The organism is Aeromonas sp. FL131, from assembly GCF_049860615.1.
Lineage (GTDB): Bacteria > Pseudomonadota > Gammaproteobacteria > Enterobacterales > Aeromonadaceae > Aeromonas > Aeromonas hydrophila.
Map to the genome: position 1 here is coordinate 3,967,746 of NZ_CP187595.1, position 18,176 is coordinate 3,985,921.

The 18,176-nt window shown below is 62.3% G+C and carries 12 protein-coding genes and 1 riboswitch; of the genes, 4 read left to right on the forward strand and 8 right to left on the reverse strand.

Annotated elements, in window-relative coordinates; all coding sequences use genetic code 11:
* Positions 1–28: 28 nt before the first annotated feature.
* The 3 genes from thiE to aerA all read right to left on the reverse strand — a co-directional run bounded on the left by thiE (position 29) and on the right by aerA (position 5,611).
* Positions 29–1,645, reverse strand: a complete 1,617-nt coding sequence (gene thiE, locus ACPW75_RS18395) for a thiamine phosphate synthase (RefSeq protein WP_077095761.1) — start codon at positions 1,643–1,645, stop codon at positions 29–31.
* The gene (thiC, locus tag ACPW75_RS18400) at positions 1,642–3,633 is read right to left on the reverse strand and encodes a phosphomethylpyrimidine synthase ThiC (RefSeq protein WP_077095762.1); all 1,992 of its coding nucleotides are present in this window, start codon (positions 3,631–3,633) and stop codon (positions 1,642–1,644) included. The genes thiE and thiC overlap by 4 nt, the downstream gene beginning before the upstream one ends.
* Positions 3,634–3,910: 277 nt before the next feature.
* A riboswitch (TPP riboswitch) is annotated at positions 3,911–4,024 on the reverse strand.
* Between the two features lie 105 nt (positions 4,025–4,129).
* Positions 4,130–5,611 carry a beta-barrel pore-forming toxin aerolysin gene (gene aerA, locus ACPW75_RS18405; protein ID WP_024945663.1) on the reverse strand — a complete coding sequence of 494 codons (1,482 nt, stop codon included), beginning with the start codon at positions 5,609–5,611 and terminating at the stop codon, positions 4,130–4,132.
* A 98-nt stretch (positions 5,612–5,709) separates the two neighbouring features.
* Between aerA and ACPW75_RS18410 the strand changes: the two genes are divergently transcribed.
* Positions 5,710–6,660: an IS1595-like element ISAeca5 family transposase gene (locus ACPW75_RS18410; RefSeq protein ID WP_279962591.1), complete on the forward strand. Its 951-nt coding sequence runs from the start codon at positions 5,710–5,712 to the stop codon at positions 6,658–6,660.
* 284 nt (positions 6,661–6,944) lie between these two features.
* On the opposite strand, the gene ACPW75_RS18415 is transcribed toward ACPW75_RS18410, so the two are convergent.
* Both ACPW75_RS18415 and ACPW75_RS18420 read right to left on the reverse strand, forming a co-directional pair.
* Complete coding sequence (locus ACPW75_RS18415) at positions 6,945–7,424, reverse strand: hypothetical protein (protein ID WP_016349216.1); 480 nt, start codon at positions 7,422–7,424, stop codon at positions 6,945–6,947.
* 85 nt (positions 7,425–7,509) lie between these two features.
* Positions 7,510–7,926 carry a hypothetical protein gene (locus tag ACPW75_RS18420; protein ID WP_010635345.1) on the reverse strand — a complete coding sequence of 139 codons (417 nt, stop codon included), beginning with the start codon at positions 7,924–7,926 and terminating at the stop codon, positions 7,510–7,512.
* A gap of 90 nt (positions 7,927–8,016) precedes the next feature.
* On the opposite strand from ACPW75_RS18420, the gene ACPW75_RS18425 reads away from it, so the two are divergent.
* Both ACPW75_RS18425 and ACPW75_RS18430 read left to right on the forward strand, forming a co-directional pair.
* Positions 8,017–8,685 carry a response regulator transcription factor gene (locus ACPW75_RS18425; protein ID WP_010635346.1) on the forward strand — a complete coding sequence of 223 codons (669 nt, stop codon included), beginning with the start codon at positions 8,017–8,019 and terminating at the stop codon, positions 8,683–8,685.
* A gap of 43 nt (positions 8,686–8,728) precedes the next feature.
* Positions 8,729–9,940: a sensor histidine kinase gene (locus ACPW75_RS18430; RefSeq protein WP_077095763.1), complete on the forward strand. Its 1,212-nt coding sequence runs from the start codon at positions 8,729–8,731 to the stop codon at positions 9,938–9,940.
* A 74-nt stretch (positions 9,941–10,014) separates the two neighbouring features.
* Here the strand turns inward: ACPW75_RS18430 and brnQ are convergent, their stop codons facing one another.
* The 3 genes from brnQ to metH form a co-directional block, all read right to left on the reverse strand.
* Positions 10,015–11,349, reverse strand: a complete 1,335-nt coding sequence (gene brnQ, locus ACPW75_RS18435; protein WP_077095764.1) for a branched-chain amino acid transport system II carrier protein — start codon at positions 11,347–11,349, stop codon at positions 10,015–10,017.
* Between the two features lie 399 nt (positions 11,350–11,748).
* On the reverse strand, positions 11,749–12,645 hold the full coding sequence (gene rimK, locus ACPW75_RS18440) for a 30S ribosomal protein S6--L-glutamate ligase (protein ID WP_016349212.1): 897 nt from the start codon (positions 12,643–12,645) through the stop codon (positions 11,749–11,751).
* A 239-nt stretch (positions 12,646–12,884) separates the two neighbouring features.
* Positions 12,885–16,568 carry a methionine synthase gene (metH, locus tag ACPW75_RS18445; RefSeq protein ID WP_077095765.1) on the reverse strand — a complete coding sequence of 1,228 codons (3,684 nt, stop codon included), beginning with the start codon at positions 16,566–16,568 and terminating at the stop codon, positions 12,885–12,887.
* 203 nt (positions 16,569–16,771) lie between these two features.
* On the opposite strand from metH, the gene ACPW75_RS18450 reads away from it, so the two are divergent.
* A complete protein-coding gene (locus ACPW75_RS18450) occupies positions 16,772–18,049 on the forward strand; it encodes a cation:proton antiporter (protein ID WP_024942695.1) in 1,278 nt (425 codons plus the stop codon).
* Positions 18,050–18,176 lie beyond the last annotated feature (127 nt).

Here is an 18,176-nt window from a genome sequence, read left to right on the forward strand (position 1 = left end):
GCGGACTGAATCGCGCAAATACTCAGCATCAGAGAGCATGGACAGCCTCCTGCATGTCGGTCATGAGCTGTGCCGAGCGTGGCTCATCCCCCGCCCCCACGGCGGCGAGCAGCCGTTCGGTCGCCCCCTGCCAGTCGTCACTGGCAGTGATGGCCGAGACCAGCGCAATGCTGCCGACCCCGCTCGCCTTGACCGCCGCCACCCGCTCCTCGCTGATGCCGCCGATGGCGACCGTCGGCCACTCTGCCATCAGGGCGCGGTAGCGATGCAGCCGCACCAGCCCCTGCGGGCGCGAAGGCATCGCCTTGGTATTGGTCGGGAAGATATGACCCAGCGCCATATAGGAGGGGGCCAGCTCGCGCGCCCGCATCAGCTCGAAGTAGCCGTGGGTGGAGATGCCAAGGCGCAGCCCCGCCGCCTGAATGGCGGCGAGATCGGCGGTCTCCATATCCTCCTGCCCCAGATGCACGCCCCAGGCGCCCGCCTCGATGGCCTGCTGCCAGTAGTCGTTGATAAAGAGCCGCGCCCCATGACGGCGACCGAGCGCTACCGCATCGCGAATGGCCGGTGCCACCTGAGCGGCGGGCAGATCCTTGATCCGCAGCTGGATGGTCTTGACCCCCTGCCCCAGCAGGCGGCGCAGCCACTTGACCGAATCCACCACTGGATAGAGGCCGAGGTTGTGTTCGGTCGGCGCGAAGGGGCCATCCGGCAGGCGGGCACTGCTTGTCTCATACAATCCGAAGCGGCGATCGAGCGGTGATCCCGCCAGCACGGAGCGGGGGAAGTGGGCAAGATCGGCTGGCCAGCCAAGATGGGCGATGGGGCCCGGGCCAGCCCCCACTCCCTGCGCCGCCGCCAACCCCTGTTGCAGGTAGGCACGCGCCAGAGTGATGGCGTCTTCCACCGGATAATCCTGCGCCACCACGGCGGCGATGGCGCTGGCGTAGCAGCAGCCGGTACCGTGACCGTGGCGTGTATCGAGGCGTGGCGCCGCCAACCAGAATTCGCGGGTCTCGTCCTGGTAGTAGTCGAGGCAGAGATCGCCGCTCCAGCCCAGATGGCCGCCCTTGACCAGCACGGCGCGGGCGCCGAGTTCGCGCAGCCGCCGGGCGGCGAGGCGCACCAGTTCGGGGCTGCTGACCGGCAAGCCGGTCAGGGCCTCCAGCTCGGGGCCGTTGGGGGTGATGAGCGACAGACGTGGCAGCAGCTGTTCGCGCACCGCCGCCAGCATATTGGGCTCCGCCATCGGAGTACCGGTGCTGGCGATGGCTACCGGGTCGTAGACCACGAAGGGGGCCGGGGTGGCTGCCAGCCGGCGGGCCAGCACCTCTACGTGGAGCCGGGTCGGCAGCAGGCCGATCTTGATGGCGGCAGGTGGCAGATCGACGCCGAGGGCGTCGATCTGGGCGGTGAAGGTCTGCATCAGCACGGGGTCGACCATCTTCACCGCCACCGAGTTCTGGGCCGTGATGGCGGAGATGACAGAACAGCCATGCACGCCGAGGTCGTGCATCGTGTGCAAGTCGGCCTGAATGCCGGCACCGCCGCCGGAGTCTGAACCGGCGATGGTCCAGACCACAGGTAGCGAGTCCGTCACGGGCGACAGGTCGGCGGAGCTGACAGCCCCGCTTGCGCTGCTCACGCCTCCTCCCCTGCGGCCTGTTTCAGCGCCGCCGCCTGATGGTAGATCTCGCCGCCAGTCTCCTTGAAAGTCTCAGCCATGCGGGCCATGCCGCTCTCCACCTGAGCCACCACCTGCTCCTGCTGGCCATCCATGCCGACCAGCTTGATTTCGACTGCCTCGAGTTTCGCCGCGTAGTCACGTACGTCCTGGGTGATCTTCATGGAGCAGAACTTGGGCCCGCACATGGAGCAGAAGTGAGCCACCTTGCCGGACTCCTGAGGCAGGGTTTCGTCGTGGTAGGCTCGGGCGGTGTCGGGATCCAGCGCCAGGTTGAACTGATCCTCCCAGCGGAACTCGAAACGCGCCTTGGACATGGCGTTGTCGCGGATCTGGGCGCCCGGATGGCCCTTGGCCAGATCGGCGGCGTGAGCGGCAATCTTGTAGGTGATCAGCCCCTGCTTCACGTCCTCCTTGTTCGGCAGCCCCAGGTGCTCCTTGGGGGTGACATAGCAGAGCATGGCGCAGCCGTACCAGCCGATCATGGCGGCACCGATGCCGGAGGTGAAATGATCGTAACCCGGCGCGATATCGGTGGTGAGCGGGCCCAGGGTGTAGAACGGTGCCTCGTGGCAGTGCTCCAACTGCTCGGTCATGTTGCGCTCGATCATGTGCATCGGCACGTGACCCGGCCCTTCGATCATCACCTGCACGTCGTACTCCCAGGCGATCTTGGTGAGCTCGCCCAGGGTGCGCAGCTCGGCGAACTGGGCCTCGTCGTTGGCGTCATAGACGGAGCCCGGGCGCAGACCGTCGCCCAGCGACAGGGCCACATCATAGGCGGCGCAGATCTCGCAGATCTCGCGGAAGTGCTGGTAGAGGAAGTTCTCCTTGTGATGGGACAGGCACCACTTGGCCATGATGCTGCCACCGCGGGAGACGATGCCGGTGAGGCGCTTGGCGGTCATCGGCACGAAACGCAGCAGGACGCCGGCGTGGATGGTGAAGTAGTCCACCCCCTGCTCGGCCTGCTCCAGCAGGGTGTCGCGGAACAGCTCCCAGGTGAGGTCTTCGGCGATGCCGTTGGTCTTCTCCAGCGCCTGATAGATGGGCACAGTACCGATGGGCACCGGGCTGTTGCGCAGGATCCACTCGCGGGTCTCGTGGATATAGCGACCGGTGGAGAGATCCATCACGGTGTCGGCGCCCCAGCGGGTCGACCAGACCAGCTTTTCGACTTCCTCTTCGATGCTGGAGGTGACCGCCGAGTTGCCGATGTTGGCGTTGATCTTCACCAGAAAATTGCGTCCGATGATCATCGGCTCCGCTTCCGGGTGGTTGATGTTGCTGGGGATGATGGCGCGACCGGCGGCCACCTCATCGCGTACGAACTCGGGGGTGATGTTCTGGGGCAAACGGGCACCGAAATCGCGGCCCGGATGCTGGGTGCGCAACAGCTCGGAGCGCACCCGCTCGCGACCCATGTTCTCGCGAATGGCGATAAATTCCATCTCGGGAGTGACGATACCGGCGCGGGCGTAGTGGAGCTGGGTCACCCGGCGGCCCGGCTTGGCACGGCGCGGTTTCGGCAGATGCTCGAAGCGCAGGTGATCCAGCCCCTCGTCGGCCAGCCGCTCCTGAGTGAAGGTGGAGCTGAGCCCCGGCAGCTCATCGGTGTCATCCCGCTCCAGCACCCAGTTCTCCCGCAGGCGCGGCAGGCCGCGGCGCACATCGATGGCGACCCCCTCCTCCCCGTAACGGCCCGAGGTGTCATAGACCGGCACCGGCTCGTTGGGCTCGAACTGGGGAGCCTCCTTGGTGCCGCCGACGAAGGTGTCGGCCAGCTGGATTTCACGCAGGGGCACCCGGATATCGGGGCGAGAACCCTGGATAAAGATGCGGCGGGAGTTGGGGTGAGCCATCCCCTTGAGGTTGTCGATAAAGGTCTGAGCGCTGGAGCGCTGCTCGCGGCGGCTGGATTTGGCGGTATCAGATACAGAAGTAGACATAGCAAAACTCACATTAACTGGTTGAAGTTATGGGTATTTGCTTGTCTGGAGTTCGAGGAGAAGATGAACTTGCGGCGGGGTATGCTCGGGGGAGTGAGTCGGACATGGATCTTCCCTGCTCTGCCATCCCGGTGTTTCCCTAGTCTGGAAACCCGGCGCCCTATGGACAACCGGACGGGACAGCCTCCCCCTCTGTGCGCCTGAACCATCGCGGGCGGAGCCCTTGATGGGTGGGGCTCTGCTCCTGATGAGCGAGGGTTTGCCCCGGCGCGGTAACCCGCAAGTTACCCTTGTTTCCCTTCGCAGGTCTTAACCTGATCAGGTTCCACGGATCCCGAATTAACGGTCTCAGCTTAGCGTCGTTCGACGGTCAGCACTCCGACAAGATGGCGCCAGTATAAGTGGGGAAATGGAAAGTACAAGCCTTTAACAAGCCTGACCAGTACAAACAACAACCGGGCCAGAGGCCCGGTTCTATTGCCACAACACGCAGTCGTTATTGATTGGCAGCTGGTGTCACGCTCAGGCTGACGTTGCTGAAGCCAAGCCCGGAGAGCTCTTGCGCATCGAGCGGAATCTCCAGCCTCAGACCCTGCCCAGCGCCATCCACGCTGCGGGTACGACGCACCTTGCTGTCTGCCGCGAGCGGCACCGGAGCACCGATTTCGATGTTGCCGGCAAACTGGCTCTCGGCACTGAAATCGCCGGTGATCCCCGCCCGCACCGGGCGCAGCACTCTGGCCAGGTTGTTCTGCATGGTAGACAGGCCGTTCTGCTGGATGGTCCAGTTCCAGTCCCACCACTTCACTTCACCCGGGATGTACCGCTTGTCCCACTGGTAGCGAATGCTGCTCGCCTTGTCCTTGTACGGCCCGATGACAAAGGTGTGATTCCAGTTCGGGCGGTTGTCCGGATGGGTATACCAGGCATTACCGCCCCAGCGCAGGAAACCGCTCAGGGTCAGGTCATAGCTGACATCAGCTTTGAATTCATAGGGATAGGAGATGTCAGCCTTGTAGAGCTCGATCTTCACCGGGATCTTGGAACGGGCCGGCACCGTCGGCCGCACGGATTGCGACAGGGAGGTGGTGGTAGAGCCCCCGTTCTGGGATGCCCAGGACTGGTTGGCCGCAATCTCGATGGAGAGTTCGGTTTCCCCTACCAGTGGCCACTTGAACTTGTTCTTGGTGGTCACCTTCTCGCTCAGGCCATAGGTATTGGTCTTGGACCAGTTGGTGGCGGTATCGTAACGCAGGGTGACATCATAACCGGATTGCGGGGTGTCGCTGTCGTTGATCGCCCAGCCCACCACCGTCTTGACCAGCTGGCGATCAGACTGGGTTACATCACCATGTTTGAAGCTGTCAGGGTCCAGGTTGTACGCAAAATTGCTGACCTTGATGGCCGTCTTCTCGCCACAACGATACCCCTCGCAACCGCCGTCATTGTTGCCACGGATCACCCAGCCATCGCCATCACGGGTCACGTCCATGTCTTCACCGACATATTGGCTGTGATTGCCACCCACCCAGGCATAACCGAGATAATGCGCCAGATAGCTGGTTGGCTTGATGAAATTCGCGCTGTCGTGTACCAGTCGCCACTGCACGTCCACCTCGTCACCGTCTGGAATATCCAGGGCAGACAAGGTTGGTATTTCTCCGGTAACAGGATTGACCGGGTAACACCAAGTATTGGACGCCGAGCCCGGTTTAATTTCACCATTATAACCCGGCCCCATTATTACCCAGCCGTTGGCCAGACCGCTTATTTGCCACTGCCCCATCATATTGACAATATTGCTTTTAACGCTCTGGGCTTCTTCTCGAGTAATAGGGCGATACTTGTCGCCACAAACCTCCTGGCCCAGTGAGAACAGGCGCAGCTGGTCTGGGTAGACGGGTTCTGCCGCGTGAGCCTGTGCCATCAGCAGGCCGGATATGATCAATGACAAGCCAGTTATTTTTAGTTTTTGCATAGCAACCCCAATATATTGAACATCCTGATTACCCATGATTAGCAGTCAGTTACCACGAACTATACTGATCTTACGTACAGTTATCGAGGTGCGAGATCATGGCCAAAAGCAAAGTCCAATTCCAGAAAGGCTACAGCCTGTTTGATTTTTTCAAGGACTATGGCACTGAAGCGCAGTGCGAAAACGCGCTGCTTGCTTGGCGTTTTCCGAACGGTTTCATCTGTCCTGAGTGCGCCAACAAGACCTGCTGTCGCCTGAAAAGTCGGCCACGCGTGCTGCAATGCAATAACTGCCGTCACCAGATGTCATTGACTGGAAACACGATTTTTGCAAACACCAAACTCCCACTGACCAAGTGGTTTCTGGCGATGCAGCTGCTGTCACAGACCAAAACTGGCTTGTCAGCGATGGAGCTAAAGCGCCAGTTGGACGTCAAATATGACACCGCCTGGATGCTCAAGCACAAGCTGCTGCAAGCCATGAAAGAGTCCGATGACAAGCAGCCCATCAGCGGCATCATTCAGCTCGATGATGTCTACTGGGGTGGAGAGCGCCGTGGTGGCAAACGAGGTCGCGGCGCGGCAGGCAAGACGCCGTTTGTGGCAGCAGTAGCCCTGAACAAGGAAGGGCATCCAATCAAGATGCGGATGACGGTGGTCGATGGTTTCAAAACCAACGTCATTGCTGATTGGGCAAAACGGCATCTTGCTAGTGGTAGCGCGGTGATATCCGATGGATTGGCCTGTTTCAAAGCGGTCAAGGAGGCCAATTGTGAGCACCTGGGTGTTGTCACCGGGGGCAACCTTGATTTGCTGGATCATCCGGCATTCAACTGGGTAAACACGATGATAGGGAATGTGAAGAACTCGCTGCGGGGCAGTTGCCATACGCTCGGAGCGAAGCATTTACCAAGGCATCTTGCGGAATACTGCTTCCGGTTTAATCATCGTTTTGACCTCAAGAGCATGTTGGTTGAATTGGGGCATGCAGTCGTGGCAAGCCCTCCGATGCCATATCGGCTCTTGAAGCTGGCTGAGGGTCATGGGTAATCAGGTTGAACATTGACATACATTCACCAGCGCTTATATATCAGCAGGTGACATGTGAGTACGACAATATCAGTCACATTGGCTTCAATATGCGATCCAGACCACATTTCAATGCATGTATAATATTAATAAAATAATAAATTGAGCATTTTCAATATTAACAAAAACAATATCAGAGCGTTCACTTTATTATTTTATTCATCACTTAATCATTTTTTGAATATAGATAAAAAGATATTTCTAATTTAGCAAAATATATATTAAGTCATGGGATGACACGGTTCTTATTCTGGTTCATCTTCCGGATTGGCAATCAGGATCTCGGTCAGGCGGCCCTGCTCGTTACGACTGAGTACCAGCTTGCGGCCTGGTTGCAGGTCGGCCGGGCTGCCGTTCAGCCAGCGGGTGTCGTCATCGAAGGCCAGCACGCCGAGCCCCTGCAGCCGCAGGGCGCGGCCCGTGACGGCCAGCAGCGAGGCTTCGGCCCGGCGCCACTGGCTGGTCGGCAAAAATCCGGCGATGGCATCGGCCATGCCGATCCGCTCGGCGACCCCGTCACGGCTGAGGATGGCCAGACGCATGCCGGGTCTGAGCTCATCGTTGCCTGCCACCCCGCTCAGCGCGGCGTTGCCGAGTTCGAGTTCGGCGCCCTGAAACTGCAGGCGCAGGCCATCGTTGTGTTCCAGCTCCACCAGCCAGAGCTCGCCATCGGCGGCCAGAGCGCAGAGCGGCAGTGTCAGCAGCAGCAGGGAAGTACGTGTCATAGCAAAAGGCCCATGGTCAAACCGTGCGAGGTTTAACTATGGACCCAGCTGTACCATTTTTCCGCCAACGCCACGCCGGCCTGGCTCAGTCATCCTCGCGGCAGCGGCTCAGGCGCATGCCGTCAAACTTGCACTCCAGCTCCAGCCAGCGTCCTTCGAACGGGGCCAGGCTGTCATCCGAAGTGACATAACCCCAGATCCGCCCCTGCTCCACCGGCCCTTCCAGATCCATCTCGTCATCCTCCTCCAGCTTCTCGACCTCCCGAATAAGCCGCAGCTCGCCCTCGACCACCCCTTCCAGGTCAACCCAGGTGCCGCCGAGATCGTCCTCTCTCAGCCCGTCCTTGAAGCGGGTCTGCTCGTCGAGCACAAAGGGAATGCCGTTGACCATCAGCTGGCCCAGCTGCCAGGTGGTGCGGCCGGTCAATTTGAACTCCGCCGACTGCGCAGCGCCGAATGGCAGCAAGATCAGCAGCAGGAGAGTGCAGAGAGACTTCTTCATCGGGGATCCTCGGGGTTACACTGCCACACAGGATGCCTTATCCGGTGTGAGATGACCGTGAAATGCCGGTCAAGACCAGGAGATCAAAGCATGAAAATACTGGTGGTGGAAGACAATCCCCAGGTCGCGGAAACCATCATGGATTATCTGGAGCTGGCGGGTCACCGGCTGGACTGCGCCTATCACGGCCAGGCGGCCCTGCAGTTGCTGGCCGAGCAGCGCTTCGACGTCATCATCATGGACGTCATGATGCCGCGCCTCGACGGCCTCAGCACGGTGGCCCGCCTGCGGGAGCAGGGGATCCCGACCCCCGTGCTGTTTCTCACCGCCCGCGACAGCCTGGACGACAAGCTGGCAGGCTTCAAGGCCGGCGGCGATGACTATCTGGTCAAGCCGTTCGCCATGGAGGAGCTGGAAGTGCGGCTGCAGGCACTGGCCCTGCGCGGCCCGCGCAGCGACATGGGGGCGCTGTGCGTGGGCGAGCTGACCCTGGATCCCGCCAGCGGCCGCGCCACCCGGGCAGGGGTCGAACTCAAGCTCGGCAAGATCCCGTTCCAGATCCTCACCCTGCTGGCCCGCCGGGCTCCCGCGCTGGTTACCCGCCAGGAGGTGCTCGACACCGTCTGGGGCGACGAGGAGCCGGATTCCGACGCCCTGCGCAGTCACATCTATGCCCTGCGCAACGCGCTCGACAAGCCCTTCCCCGCCCCCATGCTGGAAACCCTGCACGGTCAGGGCTATCGGCTGGTGACCCCATGATGAACCGCCAGCGCTGCCTGGACCTGCCCGCAGGGAGGCCGTCATGAGCCTGCCCAGCCTGCGCCGTCGCCTGATCCTCACCCTGAGCGGCGCCGGCCTGCTGCTGCTGGTCATCATCAGCCTGCTGATGGTGGTGGCCGAGGACAAGATGGAGGAGCTCAGCCTGCGCCACTGGCTGGAGGCAGAGGTGACCCGCTACAGCGACGACTGGCTGCGGCTCGGCATGGCGGCCCCCGCCCCCAGCCCGCGTCAGTTTTCCAGCTACTGGACCGAGGCCGGCCGCCTGCCGGTCTGGCTCAAGCCCTACCAGAGCCCGGGCTTCTACGAACACGTGCTGGGGGACGAGGACAAGCACTTCCTGGTGCGGCCCCATCCGTCCGGTGAGGGGCTGCTCTATCTGGTGTTCAACGACGATGCCGACGACTACCTGGATCCTTACGAGGATCAGCTGCACCTGGCGACCCGGCTGATCGGACTGACCCTGCTGCTCGGCTGCATCGGCTTCGGCATCTGGCTGGTGCGCCACATCACCCGGCCGCTGCAGCGGCTGCAGCAGCGGGTCGCCCACCTCACCCCGGATCAGGCCGACTTCGTACCCGACGCCCCCTGGCAGGAGCTCAGGGACATAGAGCTGGCGCTGCTGGCCGGCAAGCAGGAGGTGGCCGCCGTGTTTGCCCGCGAGCAGGAGTTCAGCCGCTTCGCCAGTCACGAGCTGCGCACCCCCAACATGGTGATCCAGGGCTCGGCCGCCCTGCTCGGCAAGGTGAGCGATCTGCCGGCGCCCGCTGCCCGTGCCACTACCCGCATCCGCGCCGCCGCCGACGAGATGGCGCTGCTCACCGAAACCTTTCTGCTGCTGGGTCGCAAGGAGCCGGTGGAGCGACCGCCCCAGCAGGTGGCGCCGCTCATTCGTCAGGAGCTGGCCCGCCTCGCCCCGCTGCTGCAGCGGGAGGAGCTGGATATCCGGTTGCAGCTGGACGATGAGAGCGAGGCGCTGGCCCCCCTCTCCCTGCTCGCCATTGCGCTCGGCAACCTGCTGAAGAATGCCCTCAGCTACGCCGATGGACACATCGACATCGAGCTGGCCGGCCCCGTACTCACCATCAGCAACCCCACCGCCGCCGCGCCGGACCAGATCCTCGGTTACGGCTGCGGCCTCACCATCATCCAGCGCATCTGCGAGAAGCTGGGCTGGCAGATAGAGACCCGGCTGGAGGGCGGCATCTTCAGTGCCAGACTGGCGATGCGGGAGTAAAAACAACAAGGCGCCCGAGGGCGCCTTGTTCATTGTTTCAACCACCAAAACCGGCCAAAAGGCCGGTTTTGCATTCAGGCCGCGCTCTTGCTGACAGACGCCACCTGTGGACGACCCTGCAGGCGATCCCAGAGGGCCGCCAGCAGCAGGGCACACAGCGAGGGCGGCAGCCAGGCCAGCCCCTGCTCGTTCAGGGGCAGGGCGAGGCTCCATGCCGGCAGCAGGCCGGCCAGGGCCGAGGCCTTGAGCCCGTCGATCAGACCGAACAGCAGGCTGATCAGCATGACAGGCCCCACCACCCGGGTGCCGTTGCCCCACCAGCGCAGGGTGAAGCTCAGCACCACCAGCACGATGCAGGGGGGGTAGATGGCGGTCAGTACCGGCACCGAGAGCTGGATCAGGTGGCTCAGTCCCAGGTTCGAAACCAGCATGGAGAAGCCGCCCAGCAGCAGCACCAGAGTGCGGTAGGAGAGCGGCAAATACTGGGCGAAGAACTCGGCACAGGCACAGGTCAGGCCGACGGCCGTCACCAGACAGGCGATGAAGATGAGCAGTGCCAGGAAGCCGCTGCCCATGCTGCCGAAGGTGTGCTGGACGTAGGCGTGCAGGATCTCGGCGCCATTCTGGGCGTGGGGCACCAGTTCACCGCTCACCGAGCCCAAGCGGAACAGGCTGAGATAGACCAGCGTCAGACCCATCCCGGCGATAAGGCCGGCCAGTACGGTGTAACGGGTCAGCAACTTGGCACTGCTCACCCCGCGCGAGCGGGCGGCATTGACGATGACGATGCCAAACACCATGGCACCCAGCGTGTCCATGGTGAGGTAGCCATTGACGAAACCGTTGGAGAAAGGCTGATGCTGGTAGCTTTCGACGGCAGGGATGGCAGAACCGGCAGGCCACAGCAGAACGGCGAGACCCAGCGCCGCCAGCGCCAGGATCTTGATCGGCGCCAGCACGTGGCCCACGGTGTCGAGCAGTCGGCCCGGATAGAGGGAGATGCCGATCACCAGGCTGAAGTAGACCAGGCTGTAGATCAGCAGGGCCGAGCCATCGTCACCAAACAGCGGCGCCAGTCCCACCTCGTAGGAGACGGTCGCCGTACGCGGGGTGGCAAACAGCGGTCCCACGGCCAGATAGCAGACGGTGGCCAGCAGCAGCCCGGCCTTGCGGCCGATGGGCGCACTCAGGGCATCCACACCGCCCCCGACCTTGGCCAGCGCCACCACGGTGAGCACCGGCAGGCCGACCGCCGTCAGCAGGAAGCCGGCGGCGGCGCCCCACACCTGTTCACCGGCCTGTAACCCCACCATGGGCGGGAAGATGATGTTGCCGGCACCGACGAAGAGCGCGAAGGTCATGAAACCCAACGCGACTATGTCTCTGGATGTTAATTTTTGGTTATTCATGCTGCGTAATCTGCCTATGACAATGTCAAATCATGACGGAAGTCGGCACGAATGGTTTATTCGTGCAAAAAATCCGCAGGTAGTTTTATTAAATTTTTATGGTTCGCGACCTGCGAAGGGCGACAAGTAGAGCGTTTGTGCCAACTGGAGGCAAGTGCGGCACGGCAATCCAGTCACTTCATCCAGAAAATAATTAAGCAATGGTGTTTGATATTGGTGTGGTGCAATTTTGCAACAGATGATAACGCCGCAGCCAGCGTCATTTGTTACCTGTCTTGCCGTTCGCTGCATCCGCAGGTTCAAGTCTCCTGCTGACCACACGCCCAGCCGAGCGATCAGCCCAAAAACAACAGGGCGCCCGAAGGCGCCCTGTGTGATGGAGTGGCGGCAAGCCCGGCGTCACTCCGCCGGCTTGTGCTTGCGACTCGCCTTGAGCTCGAGAAACTCGATGATCTTGCCGGCCACGTCCTTGCCGGAGGCCGCTTCCACCCCTTGCAGGCCGGGGGAGGAGTTGACCTCCAGCACCAGCGGGCCGCGGGCACTGCGCAGGATATCCACCCCGGCCACGTCCAGCCCCATGATCTTGGCGGCCTGTACCGCGGTGGCCCGCTCTTCCGGGCTTATCTTGATCGCCTCGGCGGTGCCGCCACGATGCAGGTTGGAGCGAAACTCCCCCGGCTGGGCCTGGCGGCGCATGGCGGCCACCACCTTGCCGTTGACCACCAGACAGCGGATGTCGGCGCCGTTGGCCTCGCGGATGTACTCCTGCACCAGGATGTTGTTGTTGGTCTGGATGAAGGCCTCGATCACGCTCTCGGCAGCCTTCTGGGTCTCGCACAGCACCACGCCGATACCCTGGGTTCCCTCCAGCAGCTTCACTACCAGCGGCGCGCCGCCCACCATGGTGATGAGATCGGGCACGTCGTGGGTGCTGTGGGCATAGCCGGTCACCGGCAGGCCGATGCCGTGGCGGGAGAGCAGCTGCATGGCCCGCAGCTTGTCGCGGGAGCGGGAGATGGCCACCGAGCTGTTGAGCGCCATGGTGTTCATCATCTCGAACTGGCGCAGCACGGCGGTGCCGTAGAAGGTGATGCTGGCCCCGATGCGCGGGATCACCGCATCATAGCTCTCCAGTTCCCGCCCTTCGTAGTGGATGGAGGGATTGTGGGAGGCGATGTTCATGTAACAGCGCAGGGTGTCGAGCACCTCGACCTGATGACCGCGTGCCTGCGCCACCTCGACCAGACGGCGGGTGGAGTAGTTGTTGGGCTCACGGGATAAAATGGCGATCTTCATGACAATTCCGCTAGAAGGCAGTGCCTGGGCAGGATGGGGCGGGAGAGTATAAGGTGCCACAGCGCCAAGACAACGCCAATTGTTTCTCCTGACAACAAGACAAACCACACAGAAATCTGCGCTGCCATCCCGCCGTCACTAGATTGTCAAACGGCGGCACCAGACTGGTCTGTCCCCCAGTACAGGATGCCGCCGTTGTTCATCCAGGATCAATCGGGATTGACCCGGTTGCCACCCCTTTAATGCAGGTTCGGCCCTAGCCAGCGCTCGGCTTCTAGCAGCGTCATCCCCTTGCGCTGGGCATAATCTTCCACCTGATCCTGCTGGATCTGCGCCACCGCGAAGTACTTGCTGTCGGGATGAGAGAAGTACCAGCCCGACACCGCCGCCCCCGGCCACATGGCGTAGGATTCGGTGAGCTTCATGCCGATGGCCTGCTCCACCCCCAGCAGTTCCCAGATGCTGCCCTTCTCGGTGTGCTCCGGGCAAGCCGGGTAGCCCGGCGCCGGGCGGATGCCGCGATAGTTCTCGCGGATCAGCTCTTCGTTGCTGAGCGCTTCGTTGGGGGCATAGCCCCAGTGCACTTTGCGCACCTGCTCGTGCAGGTACTCGGCGAAGGCCTCGGCGAGGCGATCGCACACCGCCTGAATGAGGATGGCGTTGTAGTCGTCGTGCTCCGCCTTGTAGGCCTTGGCGATAGCCTCCTCGCCGATGCCGCCGGTCACCGCGAAGGCGCCGATCCAGTCGGGCTTGCCGCTCTCCTTCGGCGCCACATAGTCTGCCAGACAGTAGTTGGGGAAGCCCTGCTTCTCGCTCTGCTGGCGCAGATGATGCAACACCTTGCGTACCTCGTGGCGCGACTCGTCGGTGTAGAGCTCGATGCTGTCGCCCACGGCGTTGGCGGGGAACAGGCCGATGATGCCAGCGCAGCGCACGCTCCGATCTTGCTCCAGCTGATCCAGCATGGCGTTGGCATCGGCGTAGAGGCGCGTGGCCTCCTCCCCCACCACCTCATCTTCCAGGATGCGGGGGAACTTGCCCGCCAGCTCCCAGCTCAGGAAGAACGGGGTCCAGTCGATGTAGGGGCGCAGCACCGAGACCGGCACATCCTCGAAGGTCTGCACGCCGGGCTCCCGGGGCTTGGGTGGCTCATAGCCGACCCAGTCCAGCTGATGGCGGTTGGCACGGGCGTGGGCCAGACTGACCGGCTTGGAACGCGGCTGTTTGCGGGCGTGCTGCTCGCGGGCAATCTCGTACTCCTTGTCGATGCGGGCCACGAAGGCGGGCTTGAGCTCCGGGCTCAGCAGACTCTGGGCCACCCCCACCGCGCGGGACGCGTTGGAGACATAGACCACCGGCTCCGAGTAGTTCTGCTCTATCTTCACCGCGGTGTGGGCCTTGGAGGTGGTGGCGCCGCCGATGAGCAGCGGCAACTTGAAGCCCTGGCGCTCCATCTCTTTGGCCACGTGCACCATCTCGTCCAGCGACGGGGTGATCAGGCCCGACAGGCCGATGATGTCGGCATTGACCTCCCGCGCCGTCTTGAGGATCGTCTCGCAGGAGACCATGACCCCGAGATCGACGATCTCGTAGTTGTTGCACTGCAGCACCACCCCGACGATGTTCTTGCCGATGTCGTGCACGTCCCCCTTCACGGTGGCCATCACGATTTTGCCGTTGCTGGAACCGCCGGACTTCTCCGCCTCGATATAGGGCTGCAGGTAGGCGACCGCTCGCTTCATCACCCGCGCCGACTTCACCACCTGGGGCAGGAACATCTTGCCGGCGCCAAACAGATCGCCCACCACGTTCATGCCGTCCATCAGCGGCCCCTCGATCACGTGCAGCGGCTTCTCGGCCTGGCTGCGTGCCTCTTCGGTATCCTCCTCGATGAAATCGGTGATCCCCTTGACCAGCGCGTGCTCCAGCCGCTTGCCCACCGGCCAGCTGCGCCACGCCTGATCCCGCGGATCCTCCGCCTGGGCACCACCACCACGATAGCGCTCGGCGATGGCCAGCAGCGCCTCGGTAGCGTCTGGATTGAGGTTCAGCACCACCGCCTCGACCTTCTCCTTCAGCTCGGCGGGGATGTCTTCATAGATGGCCAGCTGACCGGCGTTGACGATCCCCATGTCCATGCCGTTCTGGATGGCGTGATAGAGGAACACCGCGTGGATCGCCTCGCGCACCGGCTCGTTGCCGCGGAACGAAAACGAGACGTTGGAGACGCCGCCGGAGATCATGGCATGGGGCAGGTTCTGCTTGATGTCCTTCACCGCATCGATGAAGTCCACCGCGTAGTTGTTGTGCTCGTCGATGCCGGTCGCCACCGCGAAGATGTTGGGGTCGAAGATGATGTCTTCCGGCGGGAAGCCCACCCGATCCACCAGAATGCGGTAGGCGCGCTGGCAGATCTCGAACTTGCGCTCCCGGGTATCGGCCTGGCCCACCTCGTCGAACGCCATCACGATGACGGCGGCGCCGTAGCGGCGCAGCAATCTGGCCTGCTGGATGAATTTCTCCTCCCCCTCCTTCATTGAGATGGAGTTGACCACCGGCTTGCCCTGCACGCACTTGAGGCCGGCTTCCAGCACCTCCCACTTGGAGGAGTCGATCATCACGGGCACCCGGGCGATGTCCGGCTCGCCGGCAATCAGGTTCAGGAAGCGCACCATGGCCGCCTCGGCGTCCAGCATCCCCTCGTCCATGTTGATGTCGATGATCTGGGCGCCGCTCTCCACCTGCTGCTTGGCGACGTCGAGGGCCTCGTCGTAGAGCCCCTCCTTGATCAGCCGCTTGAACTTGGCCGAGCCGGTGACGTTGGTGCGCTCCCCCACGTTCACGAACATGGATTCGGGGGTGATGATGAGGGGCTCCAGGCCCGACAGGCGGCAGGCTACCGGCAGCTCGGGCAGGGCGCGCGGCTTGATGCCCGCCACGGCGTCCGCCATGGCGCGAATATGGGTCGGGGTGGTGCCGCAGCAGCCGCCCACCAGATTGAGAAAGCCGCTCGCAGCCCACTCGCGGATATGCTCGGCCATCTCGTGCGCGTCCAGATCGTACTCGCCGAACGCATTGGGCAACCCGGCGTTGGGGTGGGCGCTGACATGGGTCTCGCTGATGCGCGACAGCTCCTCCACGTACTGGCGCAGCTCATCCGGCCCCAGCGCGCAGTTGAGACCGAACGAGACGGGTTTCACGTGGCGCAGCGAGTGATAGAAGGCTTCGGTGGTCTGGCCGGAGAGGGTACGGCCCGAGGCATCCGTGATGGTTCCGGAGATCATCACCGGCAGGCTGTAGCCCAGCGCCTCGAACACCCCTTCCACCGCGAAGGCGGCGGCCTTGGCGTTGAGGGTATCGAAGATGGTCTCGATCAGAATGATGTCGGCGCCACCCTCGATCAGGGCGTGGGTCGATTCGGTGTAGGCGGCCACCAGCTGGTCATAGGTGACGTTGCGCTTGCCGGGATCGTTGACGTCCGGCGAGATGGAGGCGGTGCGGTTGGTCGGGCCCAAGACCCCGGCCACGAAGCGCGGCTTGTGGGGCTCTTTCGCCGTCCACTCGTCTGCCACCGCACGTGCCAGCCGGGCAGCCTCGCGGTTGATCTCGGCCGAGAACTCTTCCATCTCGTAGTCGGCCATGGCGATGCGGGTGGCGTTGAAGGTGTTGGTCTCGAGGATGTCGGCACCGGCGGCGCAGTACTGCTCGTGGATCTCGCGAATCACGGCGGGACGGGTCAGCACCAGCAGGTCATTGTTGCCCTTGATGTCGGTGTGCCAGTCGGCAAAACGCGCGCCGCGATAATCGGCCTCACCGAGCTTGTAGCCCTGGATCATGGTGCCCATGGCGCCATCGATGATCAGGATCCGCTCCTTGAGACAGGCTTCCAGTTTGTTTGTCACATCCGACTTTTTGTTCGACACCGCTCGTTCCTCTTACATCCATGCAACTGCGTAAACAGCATCCTAACAGCAAACAAATCAAATGGAAATCTAGCCGTCTATCTGTCTATACCAGTGACCTATATACTCATAAATAGGTAATGAGTAACATGTGACCCAAGAGTACCCTATGCCCGTCCTCAATCCGGACACGTGCTTGCTGTTTACTAAAGAGAAAAATAACTATGAGCGTCTACTACACACTCTGCTTCCTGGCAGCGTTGGCGATCTTTATCGCCTTTGCCAATCAGTATGTTGTGAAGATCCAGACCACCATCGCCATCACCGCGGGCTCCATGCTGATCTCCGCGCTGCTGGTGCTGTTCGGTAAGCTGGGCTGGTTCAATCTGGAACCCCTGGCCGTCAAGACCATGGAGAGCATCGACTTCCAGAATTTCCTGCTGAAGGGGATCCTGGGCTTCCTGCTGTTCGCCGGCGGTCTCGGGATCAATCTGAAAGCCCTGCGCAGCCAGAAGTGGGAGATCACCATTCTCTCCATCGTGGCGACCCTGCTCTCCACCTTCATGGTCGGCTACGGCTTCTGGTTCATCGCCAAGCTGCTGGGCTGGGAGCTGCCGCTGGTCTATTGCATGCTGTTCGGTGCCCTGATCTCCCCCACCGACCCCATCGCCGTACTGGCCATCGTCAAGAAGATGAAGGCGCCGCCCCAGATCGCCATCCAGATCGAAGGGGAGTCGCTGTTCAACGACGGTGTCGGCCTGGTGATCTTCGCCACCGTGTTCGCCGTGGCGTTCGGCGGCGTCGAGCCCACCTTCGGCAGCGTGGCCGGCCTGTTCCTGCATGAGGCCCTCGGCGGCATCCTGTTCGGCGCCGTGCTGGGCCTCATCGCCCACGTGATGATCAGCGCCACCGACGATGGTTCGCTGGAGCTGCTGCTGACCCTCTGCATCCCCACCGCCGGCTTCGCCTTCGCCAACATGATCGGCGTCTCTGGCGCCCTGGCCATGGTGGTGACCGGCATCATGATCGGCAACTGGACCCGTCACTCCGGCTTCTCCGAGCAGAGCAGCCATCACCTGGATCACTTCTGGGAGTTGATGGACCAGTTCCTCAACGCCCTGCTGTTCCTGCTGATCGGTCTGGCGCTGGTGCTGCTGGATCTGGCCTGGCGTGACTGGATCCTGCTGGTCATCGCGGTACCGCTCTGCCTCGCCGCCCGCTTCATCAGCGTGTCGCTGCCCTACATGGCTTTCCGCCGCTATCGCAGCTACAACAAGTTCTCGGTGCGGATCCTCACCTGGGGCGGCCTGCGCGGCGGTCTGGCCATGGCCATGGCGCTGGCGCTCCCCTCCGGCGTCATGATGCTGCCGGAACACGGCGTCGACCTGCGGGAAGTGATCCTGGTGATGACCTACTCGGTGGTGATGTTCTCCATCGTGGTACAAGGCATGACCATCACTCCGATGATCACCGCCGCCAAGAAGGCCAGCGGCCACTATTGAGTCACCGGCTGACGTCACCTGGTGATGAAAAAGGGCTCCCTCGGGAGCCCTTTTTGTGGCCGACAGACGACCCTCAAGGAAAAACTGCAAATAATTGTTTGCTTTTTACTCATGTCGAGGAGAGAAT